Source organism: Polynucleobacter sp. IMCC 30228 (assembly GCF_021395205.1).
Taxonomy (GTDB): Bacteria; Pseudomonadota; Gammaproteobacteria; order Burkholderiales; family Burkholderiaceae; genus Polynucleobacter.
On sequence record NZ_JAJVCS010000001.1, the window covers coordinates 221,180 to 234,634 of the forward strand.

Annotated in this window: 14 protein-coding genes and 1 tRNA gene; 3 read left to right on the forward strand and 12 right to left on the reverse strand. The window is 44.0% G+C overall.

Annotated features, from left to right (window positions below; genetic code table 11):
• The first annotated feature begins 105 nt into the window (after window positions 1-105).
• The gene (locus LZT21_RS01130; protein WP_233923219.1) at window positions 106-1,410 is read left to right on the forward strand and encodes an MFS transporter; all 1,305 of its coding nucleotides are present in this window, start codon (window positions 106-108) and stop codon (window positions 1,408-1,410) included.
• Here LZT21_RS01130 and LZT21_RS01135 read toward each other — a convergent pair.
• The 8 genes from LZT21_RS01135 to petA form a co-directional block, all read right to left on the reverse strand.
• Window positions 1,407-3,440, reverse strand: coding sequence for a glycosyltransferase family 41 protein (locus tag LZT21_RS01135; RefSeq protein ID WP_233989110.1), 2,034 nt, complete (start codon window positions 3,438-3,440; stop codon window positions 1,407-1,409). The two genes, LZT21_RS01130 and LZT21_RS01135, sit on opposite strands and share 4 nt — an antisense overlap.
• Before the next feature lie 26 nt (window positions 3,441-3,466).
• Window positions 3,467-3,542: transfer RNA gene (locus tag LZT21_RS01140), tRNA-Thr, on the reverse strand.
• A 16-nt stretch (window positions 3,543-3,558) separates the two neighbouring features.
• Window positions 3,559-4,302: a hypothetical protein gene (locus LZT21_RS01145; RefSeq protein ID WP_233923221.1), complete on the reverse strand. Its 744-nt coding sequence runs from the start codon at window positions 4,300-4,302 to the stop codon at window positions 3,559-3,561.
• Between the two features lie 24 nt (window positions 4,303-4,326).
• Complete coding sequence (locus tag LZT21_RS01150) at window positions 4,327-4,731, reverse strand: ClpXP protease specificity-enhancing factor (RefSeq protein ID WP_233923222.1); 405 nt, start codon at window positions 4,729-4,731, stop codon at window positions 4,327-4,329.
• Window positions 4,732-4,780: 49 nt separating this feature from the next.
• Window positions 4,781-5,392: a glutathione S-transferase N-terminal domain-containing protein gene (locus LZT21_RS01155; protein WP_233923223.1), complete on the reverse strand. Its 612-nt coding sequence runs from the start codon at window positions 5,390-5,392 to the stop codon at window positions 4,781-4,783.
• A gap of 25 nt (window positions 5,393-5,417) precedes the next feature.
• Complete coding sequence (locus LZT21_RS01160; protein WP_233989111.1) at window positions 5,418-6,197, reverse strand: cytochrome c1; 780 nt, start codon at window positions 6,195-6,197, stop codon at window positions 5,418-5,420.
• A gap of 31 nt (window positions 6,198-6,228) precedes the next feature.
• On the reverse strand, window positions 6,229-7,629 hold the full coding sequence (locus LZT21_RS01165; protein WP_233923225.1) for a cytochrome bc complex cytochrome b subunit: 1,401 nt from the start codon (window positions 7,627-7,629) through the stop codon (window positions 6,229-6,231).
• A 22-nt stretch (window positions 7,630-7,651) separates the two neighbouring features.
• A complete protein-coding gene (gene petA, locus LZT21_RS01170; protein WP_233923226.1) occupies window positions 7,652-8,254 on the reverse strand; it encodes a ubiquinol-cytochrome c reductase iron-sulfur subunit in 603 nt (200 codons plus the stop codon).
• A gap of 114 nt (window positions 8,255-8,368) precedes the next feature.
• Between petA and mscL the strand changes: the two genes are divergently transcribed.
• Both mscL and LZT21_RS01180 read left to right on the forward strand, forming a co-directional pair.
• Window positions 8,369-8,806 carry a large conductance mechanosensitive channel protein MscL gene (mscL, locus tag LZT21_RS01175; protein WP_233923227.1) on the forward strand — a complete coding sequence of 146 codons (438 nt, stop codon included), beginning with the start codon at window positions 8,369-8,371 and terminating at the stop codon, window positions 8,804-8,806.
• A gap of 28 nt (window positions 8,807-8,834) precedes the next feature.
• Window positions 8,835-10,010, forward strand: coding sequence for a trypsin-like peptidase domain-containing protein (locus LZT21_RS01180; protein WP_233989112.1), 1,176 nt, complete (start codon window positions 8,835-8,837; stop codon window positions 10,008-10,010).
• 58 nt (window positions 10,011-10,068) lie between these two features.
• Here the strand turns inward: LZT21_RS01180 and LZT21_RS01185 are convergent, their stop codons facing one another.
• From LZT21_RS01185 to LZT21_RS01200, 4 genes are read right to left on the reverse strand one after another with little or no spacing between them, the layout of a single operon-like run.
• Window positions 10,069-10,803, reverse strand: a complete 735-nt coding sequence (locus tag LZT21_RS01185) for an amino acid ABC transporter ATP-binding protein (RefSeq protein WP_233989113.1) — start codon at window positions 10,801-10,803, stop codon at window positions 10,069-10,071.
• Window positions 10,804-10,832: 29 nt separating this feature from the next.
• Complete coding sequence (locus LZT21_RS01190) at window positions 10,833-11,501, reverse strand: amino acid ABC transporter permease (protein ID WP_233989114.1); 669 nt, start codon at window positions 11,499-11,501, stop codon at window positions 10,833-10,835.
• A gap of 27 nt (window positions 11,502-11,528) precedes the next feature.
• Entirely contained in the window at window positions 11,529-12,311 is a 783-nt protein-coding gene (locus LZT21_RS01195; RefSeq protein ID WP_233923231.1) for an amino acid ABC transporter permease, read from the reverse strand.
• Window positions 12,312-12,344: 33 nt separating this feature from the next.
• Window positions 12,345-13,259: an amino acid ABC transporter substrate-binding protein gene (locus LZT21_RS01200; RefSeq protein ID WP_370634768.1), complete on the reverse strand. Its 915-nt coding sequence runs from the start codon at window positions 13,257-13,259 to the stop codon at window positions 12,345-12,347.
• Between the last annotated feature and the right edge of the window lie 196 nt (window positions 13,260-13,455).

Here is a 13,455-nt window from a genome sequence, read left to right on the forward strand (position 1 = left end):
AGCAGCGAATAGAAATCAAGAATTATTTGCTGCTTTGCAACAAATAATTCTCATATAGGCAAAATGTTCAATAAAATCAATACTTTAGATATAAAAAATAATTCTATGAAATACCGTAAAGTTGCCGTAGCGGCCTGTTTTGGCACCTTTTTAGAGTGGTATGACTTTCTGTGCTTTGCTGCGCTAGCAATTCAATTTGGCCCCTTATTCTTCCCATTTAGTAGCGCAGATGGCACTTCGTCCAATAGTCTGCTAGCGAGCCTAGCGACGTTTGGCGTAGGCATGGTGTTTCGCCCTATTGGTGCAGCTTTTTTTGGATCTTTGGCTGATCGCATTGGTCGGCGCCCCGTATTTTTGATCACGATGACACTGATGGGTGGATCAACTTTAGCGGTGGGCTTCTTACCCACCTTTAATCAAATTGGCTATGCCGCTCCAGTGTTATTAATTATTCTGCGCTTGTTACAGGGCTTATCGGCTGGTGGAGAAATTGGCGGTAGCGCAGTGTATTTAGCCGAACATGCTAACTTCGAAAAGCGTGGCTTTCAAACGAGTTTTTTGCAGTTAATGGGCCCGCTAGGCATATTGGCCTCAACCTTGCAAATCGCCTATTTGCAATTTGTGCTTAGTCCCGAGGCATTTCAAGAATGGGGTTGGCGCGTGCCCTTTTGGGTTTCCTTATTACTGCTCATCATTGCCTTAAAGACCCGCGTCGCTTTAGAGGAAACACCGATTTTTACTGCGCTTCATACTGCACAGGCAATTAGCAAAACGCCTTTACGGGATAATTTTCGTGATCAAACTACCCGGCGGCATATGTTCATCTTATTTTTTTGTATTTCAGCGGGTGGCTCAGTACTGTTCTTTTGTGTGCAGGTGTACACCGCAATCTATTTAAAATCGGCCCTCAAAATAGATCCCCAATTAGTTAATTCATTCAGTATCTATGCCACTTGCGCTTTATTCCCCTTGACCATCACTGCTGGCGCACTTTCTGATCGCTTTGGTCGAAAACCAATTGTGATTGCCGGTCTTATTCTGGGTACACTTTTCATTCTGCCTGCTTTTGCTCTGTTGGGGCACTTGGCTAGCAATGCAGCACAAAATAGCGTTGCGCTGATCTGGGTTTTGGTGGCGCTATCTCTGCCATTAGCATTGGTCATTGGTCCACAATCGGCCTTATTGGCTGAACTTTTTCCTGCACAACGTCGTAGTAGTGCTGCCACCCTGCCACACAATTTTGCTGCTGGCTGGATTGGTGGTCTATTACCATTAATTGTGACTTGGCTAAATCAAACTTGGGCCAGCCCCTTAGTTGGGCTTTGGTACCCTACGGTATTTTTAGCTAGCGCTGCGCTACTTGCTATTTTTTATTTACCCGAAACCCGCCGCATTAACTTGCATCATTAACTACGGCAGTGCGCACTTAAAAATGCTTCGAGTTCGCGTATCGGTAAAACATCATCGAATAAGATATCTCGATTTGCTTGTATTTTCGCAACGATGTTAGTGCGATAGACTGAGTCTTGCGCTAAACGGACAGCAAGCGCTATGTACTCTTCGGCTGAATGGGTAATTAATTCAGGTAAATTAATGCGCTGTAAAATTCCTGCTGCGAGCCGTCCACGCATAAATTCTCCAGCTAGAGTGACGATCGGTAAATCACACTCAATGGCTTGCATGGCGGTATTGAAACCTGAAAACCCAAGCGTATCTAAAAATACATCAGCCTGCTGCATGAGACTAAAAAAATCGGGGCGTTCTAACCAAGGCACAAAGACCACGAAATCGCTTAACTTTAGCTGTTCCTTGGCAAAGGCTTGGGTTAATCGTGCCTCAAAGCGTGCTGTTAAATTGGCTTTGCTGTTCGCCACAAAAAATACAAGCTGGCAGGGCCCTAAGCGACGGGCAATTTCCACCAAAACCCAGTCGAATTGCGCAGCATATTTAAAAATACTGCCGGGACAAAGCAAAATGGGTAATTTTGTATTGATGCCAAAGTGCGCTAAGTTCACTTCGGTTGGGTTGACGCTCAGTCGCTCATAGCAACAGCCTAAATTAGATAAGGCTAATAATTGTTCAGAATAGTTATTGGGCGAAGCTGCATTTTCAAAACACTGTGCTGAAATAAAATAATCCATGGTGGGCAAACCGGTGGTTTCTGGATGCCCCCACATCACCAGCTGCAACGGCGCCAATCGTAAGCTGGCCAGCTTTGTAGTCATTTGATCCATGCCAACGTCGGGATAAATTAAGACTTCTACTTGTTGGGCCAAGATCGTTTCAGCCCAATCAGCTACTGCCGTCTTACCCTCAATAAATGATGTGGCCAAAGAGCGTGCTAGTTGCGTTTCTTGATCGTGCACTTGGCCTAAATAAAAGAAAATTAATTCAAATTCGCTACGCTTTAAATGATGAGCGAGACCTCTTAAAAATGCATTCCAAACGGGATGATCACATAAGTAATGGGTCACAATACCCAAGCGAATACGTCCACGAACCGCAAACTCCCGGGCTTGGTATCCCTGGCTTTGCTCCCAATTAGCCATTAATCGACGACATAGCTGACCATAGGTGCTCATTAATTCACGGTTGTTTTCCGCCTGATAAGCCAAATAAAAAGGCTGAAAGCTACCTACCACATCAGGGCCGACCCCAACTCCAAGCGGGGCTGTAGCGTGACTTTCAGGTGCGGCAAACCAAGCATCTAATGCATGCAAACTAGCTGTAAATTGTTCGCGTGCAATTTTGAGATTTGCTCCAAAACCCTCAATTTGGGGAATTTGCAGAAAAGTTCGCGCCCATTTTGCGCGCGCTAAGTTTGGATTAATGGCCAAGGCCTTATCGCAACTAAGAGCACCTTCCTGCTCTTGACCCATATCTCCCAATAAAATGCCGCGGTTATACCAAGGATCGGCAAGACCAGGATTTATTTGCAGCGCTTTTTCGTAACACTGCAAAGCCTCTAGCGGTTTTTCTAAGGCCTTATAAGTATTGCCTAAATTATTATAGGCAAGCGCATTATTTGGTTGCAGGTGCACTGCTTTTTCATAGCTTTGTAAAGCTGCATCATATTCAGCTAAGGCAAATAAAGCGAAGCCTTGGTTGAGATAAGCTTCAGAAAAATGAGCGTCAACCCGAATCGCTTGCGCAAAATAAATTAATGCGTTGCGATAATCTTGCTGCTGAATTAAAAGTAAGCCGAGATTGTTATAAGCCTCGACAAAGTGCGGATCTAAATCAATTGCTTTGTTATAACTTTTCAATGCAGCGGGATAATTTCCCAGTGCACTATAGGCATTTGCTAGATAGAGGTGGGCATGAGCTGATTTTGGGTTTAAAGCGATGCCCTTGCTAAACCAGTCAAGCGCCTCTTGGTTTTTGCCGGCCTGTGCGCATTGAATGCCAATGCCGGTAATGGTCTCAAAATCGCTAGCCATGTGCTGTAATTTTCAATCGAAAAAAGTGGTGCCCCATGTCCGACTCGAACAGACCACCTACTGATTACAAATCAGTTGCTCTACCAGATGAGCTAATGGGGCATGTAGCTATTTTAAACTACTTATTTGCCACTAAGGGCGAGCGCCAACGAAGCACCATACGCTTGAAATCTTCCTTCCAAAGGCCTAAACGCGACAGTTCATAATCTTCACCAGTTGAGCCAGCAAAACCAGCTAAAGCCGGCCAAATTGGCAATATAAATGCTTGTAGTTTTTTTTCTAAAACGATTTTTTTGAAGCATTGCTCAATCGTTTGCCGCAAAGGATCGTTGACCTGCAAATAGGCTTGCGCAAAAGTTTCGCGATAAAACGCTTTATCAACGATAAAAAAACGTGTATCAATATGATTTAAGGTGTAAGGCTTAAATTTCGTGACATTCGAAAAATCGGCATTGCAAATAAATCTACCATTCCAATACCGCAGGCAGGCAGAAAAGTTTTTTATCCATACTTTTGAAGTACATTTAATAAAAAAACTGGCCGCCTGCAAATGCTTTGAATGATCTAAAGCATAGTTAATGATTTCACCTTCACCATAACCTTTGCCAAGCTTGGCAACAAGCGCAGCATCATTTTGAAAATGGAGACATTCAATTTTCGCTTGGGGGAAATGGGTGCGCATGATGGTAGATAAGTCAAAATTAGAACCGTCGCAAATCACCATTTGAATTTCAGGTTCTAGTTCCAGCCATTTACCAATCGCAACCAAAGTAAGTCGCAGACGTTCGTCTGGATCACTAATAACGGGTTGCTGATCAGCAATGCTAATTGCCGAAGTTATTAATAATGGTGGTAGTTGCATAGGCGTATGCATACTCAGTAGATATTACTTAACAATTTTTAAGGCTGGCCTACTAGCAGTCGCTGGCTTACTTTTTCTTAAGGACTCTGCAGCACTATCATCTGGCGGATTTGCCTCAAAAGGAAATGACATGCCTTGGCCATTTTCACGCGCATAAATTGCTAAGACATGTGAAATAGGCACGAAAACTTTTTTAGGAACCCCACTAAAGCGAGCTTGAAAACTAATTGAGTCATTTTCAAGCTGTAATTCATGACATGCTTCAGTTGAAAGATTTAAAACAATCTCATCATTTTTAACAAACTCCATTGGCACTTCAACCTGCTGATCTACAAAAACAGCAATAAATGGAGTAAAACCAAAATCGCTGCACCACTGATGTAGTGCGCGAATTAAATAGGGTTTTGTACTAGGGGTGTGATCGGCCATGTGTTCGACGGGTACAAAACCCCTAGTTTAGGTCTGAGTCTAATACTGCTTAGCGACGCATGACTTTTTCGGAAGGGGTTAAAGCCTCAATATAGGCTGGGCGACTGAAAATACGTTCGGCATATTTCAGCAAAGGCGCAGCGTTACGCGATAAATCAATGCCATAGTGTTCAAGGCGCCACAATAGCGGCGCAATAGCCACATCAAGCATAGAAAACTCATCGCCTAACATGTACTTGTTTTTGATAAAGATCGGGGCTAACTGGGTTAAGCGATCACGAATTGCCAAGCGGGCTTTATCGTGTCCTTTTTCGGCGGCCTTGCCTTTTTCATTTTCTAAACCAATGACATGAATAAAGAGTTCTTTTTCAAAATTAAAGAGGAATAAACGAGCCCGAGCCCGTGCAACTGGATCGGGTGGCATTAATTGGGGATGTGGGAAACGCTCGTCGATATATTCATTGATGATATTGGATTCATACAAAATCAAATCTCGCTCGACCAAAATTGGTACTTGAGCGTAGGGGTTCATCACTGAGATATCTTCGGGTTTGTTGAATAAATCAACATCACGAATCTCAAAATCCATGCCTTTTTCGAATAACACTAGGCGGCAGCGTTGCGAGAATGGGCAGTTTGTGCCCGAGTACAACACCATCATATGCAAATATCCTTAAAAAAATAACTTAGTGAATGTTTTTCCAATAGGCCTTATTCAGGCGCCATGCAAATACAGCAAAGAGCGCCAGAAATAACACCACCAACACACCCAGACGTTTACGCTCTAGCTGCACAGGTTCGGCCATCCATGACATGAATGCGACTAAGTCTGCCACATTATCGTCGTATTCTGCAGACTTCATGGTTCCGGGGGTGATCTGCTCAAAACCAATGAACTTTTTTTCTATTCTACTTGGGTCATGCGGGTCTTTGACTTCAGCAAATTTTGCCCCGCGCTCGCCTTGCAATTGCCATAATGCATGCGGCATGCCAACATTAGGGTAGACCAAATTATTCCACCCCGTTGGGGTTGAGTCATCTTTATAAAAAGTGCGTAGGTAGGTATAAATCCAATCGGCGCCACGAGCACGCGCTTCTACCGATAAATCGGGAGGGGCTTTGCCAAACCATTCTTTAGCGTCTTTGGCTGACATGGATATCGTCATTAAATCGCCCACTTTGGCGCCATTTAAAATTAAATTATCTTTAATTTGCTTATCAGTTAGCCCAATATCACGTAAGCTGCTATAGCGAACCGATTCAGCCGAATGACACCCAGCGCAATAGTTAACGTAGAGTTTTGCGCCGTTTTGCAGCGAGGCATGATTGCTTACTCTTTGAGGCGCAGCATCTAAAGGAAAGCCGGCTTCATTAGCATTTACTTCGGCTAAGAATAAAAAGCCACAGGTCGCTATTACTGCGCTAGTTCGACAAATATGGTTAAAGATTGACAGAATCGCTTGCATGCTAGTTCCTAATTCTTCTTAGTAGTCCACATCAATGGGGCTGGAAAGTAACGCGGCTTGGAACAGGCTTGAACTGACCAAGCTGGCTCCAAAAAGGCATTGCCAAGAAAAAGCCCAAATAATAAATGGTGCAAATCTGGGAAATCTTTTCAAACACAGGCGATGGTGGCTGAATACCCAAGTAGCCCAAGATAATAAAACTCACTACAAATACACCGTAAATATATTTGTGAAAATTGGGGCGATACCGAATAGATTTCACTTTAGATTGATCAAGCCAAGGGAGAAAGAAAATTACTACTACTGAACCGCCCATAATGACCACGCCCCAAAACTTGGCATCTAGCAAGTAAAAACCAACAGCTAGTGCTGCCAAAATGAAGACGCAGAGGGCTTTCATTATCAAGGTCTTGGCACGAACCATGGACATTCCTAAGATCACCGCAAAAAAGATCCATAAGGGAATAAGGAAAGAAGTAGTAGTGCCACGCAACATCGAATAAAAGGGCGTGAAATACCAGACTGGCGCAATGTGGGCAGGCGTCTGAAATGGATTTGCGGGGATGAAATTATTTGCTTCAATAAAATATCCGCCCATCTCTGGCGCAAAAAAGATAATTAGCGCAAAAATAATTAAAAATATGCTCAGCGCCATTACATCATGTACGGTATAAAAGGGATGAAAAGGTACGCCATCAACGGGATGTCCATCAGCATCAAGAGTGTCTTTAATTTCTATCCCATCGGGATTATTCGAGCCAACCTCGTGCAAAGCCACAATATGTGCGGCAACCAAACCAACTAAAACAAGTGGAATAGCAATAACGTGAAAAGCAAAAAAGCGATTTAAAGTTGCATCGCCAACTACATAGTCGCCCCGTAACCAAAGTGATAAATCAGGGCCAATTAAAGGGATGGCTGAAAATAGATTCACAATGACTTGTGCGCCCCAATACGACATTTGCCCCCAAGGTAAGAGGTAGCCAAAAAAGGCTTCGCCCATTAAGCATAAAAAGATGGCCGTGCCAAAAATCCAAATGAGTTCGCGAGGTTTACGATAAGAGCCGTAAATCATGCCACGAAACATATGCAAATACACCACGATGAAAAACATCGAGGCGCCGGTAGAGTGCATATAACGAATTAGCCAGCCAAACGGTACCTCACGCATGATGTATTCAACCGATTCGAATGCTTTAGCGGCATCGGGTTTGTAATTCATGGTTAAGAAAATGCCGGTAATGATTTGATTAGCTAAAACGACGATTGAGAGAGCGCCAAAGACATACCAAAAATTCAGATTTTTAGGGGCATAGTAACCAGTAAGGTGAGCTTTAATAGTCGACGACAAAGGGAAACGTGAATCAACCCAAGCCAGCAATTTTTGCGTTATTGGCGCATTGTCTGGAACTTTTATTTCATGAAATGCCATGTATTTCTCCTGAGCTTTCTAATTAGGCTTTTGCATCATCGCCAATTAAAATCATTGTGTCGCTTAAGTACTTATGGGGTGGCACTTCGAGATTGTCGGGGGCAGGTTTATTTTTATAAACTCGACCAGCAAAGTCAAAAGTGGACCCATGGCAGGGGCAAAACCAACCACCAGGCCAATTATTGGGCAAAGAGGGTTGGGCTCCAGATTCAAATTTAGCTGATGGTGAGCAGCCTAAATGGGTACAAATACCGACCGCCACAAAATATTCTGGCTTGATCGAGCGATACTGATTGCGCGCATATGGGGGGGTTAGGGTGTCTTGATTGCGCAAGGAATTCGGGTCAGCCAGCTCGGGATCATTTTTGGGCAATTCGGCGACCTGTTCTGGGGTCCGCCTAACCACCCATACCGGCTTACCGCGCCATTCAACGGTTCTTACCTCATCGGGCTTCATGCCACTAATATCGACCTCAACAGGCGCTCCTGCGGCCTTGGCGCGCTCGGATGGCTGGAAACTGGTCACAAAAGGCACAAGCACAACTGCCCCTCCAATTCCCCCTACGACAGAGGTGGCAATTAGCCAATTCCGTCGACCTGTGTCGGTACTAGGCTGGTCACTCATTTACACAATTCCTTGAAAAATGCATTTTATGGGTAAAAATTGCTTAAACCACCTATTTTAAAGTAAAAAGAGGTTTATGCGTTTAACTTTGGGCCAATTGAAGAGGAATTAAAGATGGGTGTCTTAAAAGAGTTTCGCGAATTTGCTGTTAAAGGGAGTGTGATTGACTTGGCGGTGGGCGTCATTATTGGCGCTGCTTTTGCCAAAATTGTCGATTCATTGGTCAATGATCTAGTGATGCCCCTACTCTCTACCTTGCTTGGGGGCCGCATTGACTTTACTAACCTCTTTTTTATTTTGGGTCAAGCCCCCGAAGGTGTGCCCCGTACTTATGAAGCACTGAAGAAAGCGGGCGTGCCCCTGTTTGCTTATGGTAATTTCATTACCATTTCCATTAACTTCTTTTTGCTGGCCTTTGTAATTTTTCAAATGGTCAAAATGGTAAATCGCGTGCGCTTAAGTGATGCCGCTGAGCAAGCTCCGGCTAAGCCTGCCCCAGAGCCAGAGGATATTACCCTGTTACGCGAAATTCGCGATAGCTTGAAAAAATAAACGGCATACTGCCTTATTTTGGAGAGACATGATTAAACGCCTCTGGCTTTTATTTGCCCAAGTAATTACGGTCTTGCTTGCCGTTTGGTTTATTGTGGCTACCCTAAAGCCCAGTTGGCTAACCGGCGTGCAGATCAGTTCCTTGGTAGATAATGTGAACCTCAAAGAAGCTAGTTATGACGGACACTCCATTAGCCCCGGCTCGCACTATGAAGCGGCTAAACGTTCGATGCCAGCAGTAGTCAATATTTTTAGCAGCAAGGCTCTGGCTAAAAGCTTAAATGGGAAAAATAATGCCCATCGCAATGAACCATGGTATCAATTTTTCTTTGGCGAACAAGGGCCAGAAGATGAGCCAAGCACCAGCTTAGGCTCGGGTGTTTTGGTGAGCCCCGAAGGCGTCATCCTCACCAATCACCATGTGGTTGCGGGAGCCGATGATATTGATATTGCCTTATCTGACGGCAGAAAGACCAAAGCTAAAGTAATTGGTAGCGACCCCGATACCGATATTGCGGTACTAAAGATCGACTTAAAACAATTGCCACCACCCATTACCCTCGGAAAAATTGAGTCAGTCCATGTTGGCGATATTGTCTTAGCCATTGGTAATCCCTTTGGCGTTGGGCAAACAGTGACCTCAGGCATTGTTTCAGCCCTGGGTCGCGATCATCTGGGTATCAATACCTTTGAAAATTTTATCCAAACCGATGCGGCAATTAATCCTGGAAATTCGGGTGGGGCCTTGGTTGATACTCGCGGTCATTTAATCGGCATTAATACTGCCATCTACTCTCAAAGTGGTGGTTCAATGGGAATCGGTTTTGCCATTCCCGTGAACTTAGCAAAACAGGTCATGGAATCGATTCTCACTAACGGGAGTGTTACTCGTGGGTGGATTGGGGTCGAACCCCAAAACCTCTCAAAGGAATTAATTAAATCGTTTAATTTACCAAGCACTACTGTAGGCGTTTTATTATCGGGTGTTTTGGAAGGTGGTCCAGCAGATCGTGGTGGCGTAAAGCCCGGCGATATTTTAATTGCTGTCAATGAACGTTCTGTTGCCGATGTCACTGCATTACTAAACGTTATTGCCCAACTCGGCCCAGGTAACCAGGCCAACTTAAAAATATTACGCAAAGGAAAAGAACTGAATTTACAAGTGCCGATTGGTAAGCGTCCGCAGGCAGCAAAGAAACAATAAGTCTGCTAAGCGCCTATTTAGGAAGCCCTAATGAATCCTGGTGGGCTCTCAGACCGCGCTAGTGCGCCAAAATTTTTGACAAAAAGTCTTTGGCTCTTTGCGAACGCTCTTCAGGTCGGTTAAAGAAATCGTCGCGTGAACAATCTTCAACAATGCGCCCTTGATCCATAAAAATTACCCGATGGCTTACTTTGCGCGCGAAGCCCATTTCATGCGTTACACAACACATGGTCATACCGTCTTGAGCGAGCTTAACCATCACATCTAACACCTCACCCACCATCTCTGGATCTAAAGCTGAAGTAGGCTCATCGAACAACATCACGATGGGGTCCATCGTTAAGGCCCGCGCAATTGCCACTCGCTGTTGTTGCCCGCCCGATAGCTGGCCAGGAAATTTATCTTTTTGCTCCATTAAGCCGACGCGCTCAAGGTATTTTAGGCCATGGGCTTTAGCTTCGGCTGCAGATCGGCCCAAAACTTTCATTTGCGCCAACGTTAAGTTTTCAGTCACATTTAAATGTGGGAATAATTCAAAATTCTGAAATACCATGCCAACCTTTGAACGAAGTTGTGGAAGATTGGCCTTAGGATCATGTAAAGAAATCCCATTCACCGTTATTTCACCTGCCTGAAATGGCTCAAGTGCATTAATGGTTTTAATTAGAGTCGACTTTCCCGAGCCCGATGGACCACAGATCACCACTACCTCGCCTTTTTTAATCGAGGTAGTACAGTCTGTTAAGACCTGAAAAGTGCCGTACCACTTTGAAACGTTTTTAAAATCAATCATTAAAAGCTTCTCTATTTCTATTGGTTAATTTATTTAATAATAGCAACCTTACTTTGAACCCAACGCGCAAATTTAGACAGTGAAAAGCAAATCAAGAAATAGGTAACTGCGGCTAATAAGTACGCTTCAATAGGACGGCCAAAATTTTTGCCAACAATATCAAAACCTTTCAATAAATCATAAGCGCCAATGGCATATACCAAAGACGTGTCCTGAAAAAGCACAATGGTTTGAGTCATAAAAATCGGAATCATGTTTCGAAATGCTTGTGGCAAGACAATGAGGCTCATAGTTTGTGAATAATTCATTCCCAATGCCTCTGCAGCAAAGGTTTGTCCTGTACCAACCGATTTAATACCGGCCCGCACAATTTCGCAAAAGAACGCTGCCTCAAAAGCAATAAAGGTAATGGTGGCGGATAAATCAGCCCCAATAGGCGTGCCGATTAAAATTGGAATTAAGAGATAAAACCATAAGATCACCATCACTAGTGGAATAGAACGCATGGTGTTGACATATATTGTGGCGATATAAACCAGAACAGGTTTACCACTTAAGCGCATCAAAGCTAAGATTGTGCCAAAAAAAATACCCCCAATGGTAGCAACAACAGTGAGCTGTGTACTAAAGAGCAGCCCCTTCAAGATATAGCTTGAAAAGAGCTCCCAATTATAAATACTGAGGTCTAAATTAAGCATGGGACACGCTTATTTTTATTTGCATCTTTAATGACTCGTAAGCAAATTACTACGCGTACCCGGAATGGCGACGCGTTTTTCGATCAAGGTCATAATCCGATTGACACCAAAAGCTGAAAAAGCATAGAGCAAAGTCACAGCCAAATAAATTTCGACACCACGAGAAGTTTCTTCTTGCGCTTGCATTGCAAATAAAGTGAGTTCGGGTACTGATACCGCAAAGGCCACTGAGGTATTTTTGATTAAATTCATACACTCTGAGGTGAGTGGTGGAATGATGATCCGAAACGCAGTTGGCAAAATCACATACCGATAACTTTGGTAGGTACTTAACCCCAAAGCCAAGGCAGCCATACGCTGACCTGAAGATAAAGACTGAATACCCGCGCGCACTTGCTCTGCCATGCGTGCTGAGCTATAAAACCCTAAAGCAAAACAGACTAACCAATAGGCTGGTAAGCCCTTCATAACGGGGAAAATATTCGGCACGACGTGGTACCAAACAAAAACTTGCACCAAGACTGGGATGTTACGAAATACCTCCACCCAAGCAGTCGCAAAACCCACCAACCATTTGCTTCCCTTCACATTTGCTGGAATTGTTCTGAGCGTACCCATGAGGGTGCCCAACACGAGCGCAATGACTAAACTGAGTGCTGCTACTAATAAGGTCCAGCCCCAGGCTTTAAGCAGCCAATCTAAATAGGTTGGGTCGGCGTCTTTGCCAAGTTGAAAAATAGAAGAGAGGCAGTTATCGGCCGCCTCTCCTGTAATGGTGTCTTTACAAAAGACACCCCAATCCATTGCCACTTTTAAACTACCAACTCTTATAAGAGAAAATGCTTATTTCTTTTGATAGGCTTCAGCAGGTTTGTCATTAGGATTAGCCCAAGCCTGTTTGGTGCTTTCAGATAAAGCTAAACCGACCATGGCGTTTTTAGGTGGAATGGGCTGCAAGAACCATTTATTCCAAAGTCTGGTTAATGATCCGTCAGCCATCATCCTTTTGAGGCTGTCGTCTACGGCTTTCTTAAAAGCGGGGTCATCTTTACGCATCATGATTGCGATTGGCTCAACCGCAATGACTTCACCCACAATTTTAAAATCTTTGGGATTTTTTGCATTAGCAATATTCCCCGCAAGAATCGAGCCATCCATCACAAATGCATCGGCACGACCCGACTCGAGCAATAAGAAACTATCGGCATGGTCTTTACCAAAGACTTCATCAAAATTAACGCCTGTGGCTTTTTCGTGCTTGCGCAGCAACTGCACCGAAGTTGTACCCGTGGTGGTGGCAACTTTCTTGCCATTAAGTTGATTCAAAGACGTAATTCCTGAGTTGGCCTTCACCGCAATCCGAATTTCCTCAACATACGTCGTGACCGCAAAAGAGACATCTTTTTGACGGGCCGCATTGTTGGTAGTCGAGCCGCACTCAATATCAACGGTGCCATTTTGAACTAAAGGAATGCGATTTTGTGAAGTCACTGGTAAATATTTAATTTCTAGAACATTAATACCTAATTGATTTTTAATTTCAGTTAATACCCGCTGACAGATTTCAACGTGATAACCAGCAAATCTGCCGTCACCAATCGTATAGGACAGCGCGCCCGAAGACTCTCTCACACCCATCGTGGCAGAGCTAGTCGATTTAATTTTGTCTAAAGTGCCTGCTGCCATTGCACCCGCAGCGGCGAACATACCGCTAATAGCAAAAGCGGAAATCATTGCAGCAGAAAGCGTGGTTTTGATAAAGCGTGAAGGTTTTTTCATGACTGGTCTTATCTAGTGAGGTTAATCGGATTAGAGTTTCAATGGGGTTTTAATGAACCCCTATTTTTAGCAGACTTTAAAGGTTTTATCTAGCCCCTAGCGGCCAATAAGTCCTATTTTGGGGAATACCCTCATCTGACATTGCCTTTTTAGCCTGGTATTTAATTACGCCCTG

Excerpts from the sequence above, each read along its gene's own strand:
- LZT21_RS01150 (WP_233923222.1), bottom strand. The coding sequence starts at position 4,731 with ATGGCCGATCACACCCCTAGTACAAAACCCTATTTAATTCGCGCACTA.
- LZT21_RS01180 (WP_233989112.1), top strand. The coding sequence starts at position 8,835 with ATGATTAAACGCCTCTGGCTTTTATTTGCCCAAGTAATTACGGTCTTG.
- LZT21_RS01160 (WP_233989111.1), bottom strand. The coding sequence starts at position 6,197 with ATGCAAGCGATTCTGTCAATCTTTAACCATATTTGTCGAACTAGCGCA.
- LZT21_RS01185 (WP_233989113.1), bottom strand. The coding sequence starts at position 10,803 with ATGATTGATTTTAAAAACGTTTCAAAGTGGTACGGCACTTTTCAGGTC.
- petA (WP_233923226.1), bottom strand. The coding sequence starts at position 8,254 with ATGAGTGACCAGCCTAGTACCGACACAGGTCGACGGAATTGGCTAATT.
- LZT21_RS01145 (WP_233923221.1), bottom strand. The coding sequence starts at position 4,302 with ATGCAACTACCACCATTATTAATAACTTCGGCAATTAGCATTGCTGAT.
- LZT21_RS01165 (WP_233923225.1), bottom strand. The coding sequence starts at position 7,629 with ATGGCATTTCATGAAATAAAAGTTCCAGACAATGCGCCAATAACGCAA.
- LZT21_RS01135 (WP_233989110.1), bottom strand. The coding sequence starts at position 3,440 with ATGGCTAGCGATTTTGAGACCATTACCGGCATTGGCATTCAATGCGCA.
- mscL (WP_233923227.1), top strand. The coding sequence starts at position 8,369 with ATGGGTGTCTTAAAAGAGTTTCGCGAATTTGCTGTTAAAGGGAGTGTG.
- LZT21_RS01130 (WP_233923219.1), top strand. The coding sequence starts at position 106 with ATGAAATACCGTAAAGTTGCCGTAGCGGCCTGTTTTGGCACCTTTTTA.
- LZT21_RS01190 (WP_233989114.1), bottom strand. The coding sequence starts at position 11,501 with ATGCTTAATTTAGACCTCAGTATTTATAATTGGGAGCTCTTTTCAAGC.
- LZT21_RS01155 (WP_233923223.1), bottom strand. The coding sequence starts at position 5,392 with ATGATGGTGTTGTACTCGGGCACAAACTGCCCATTCTCGCAACGCTGC.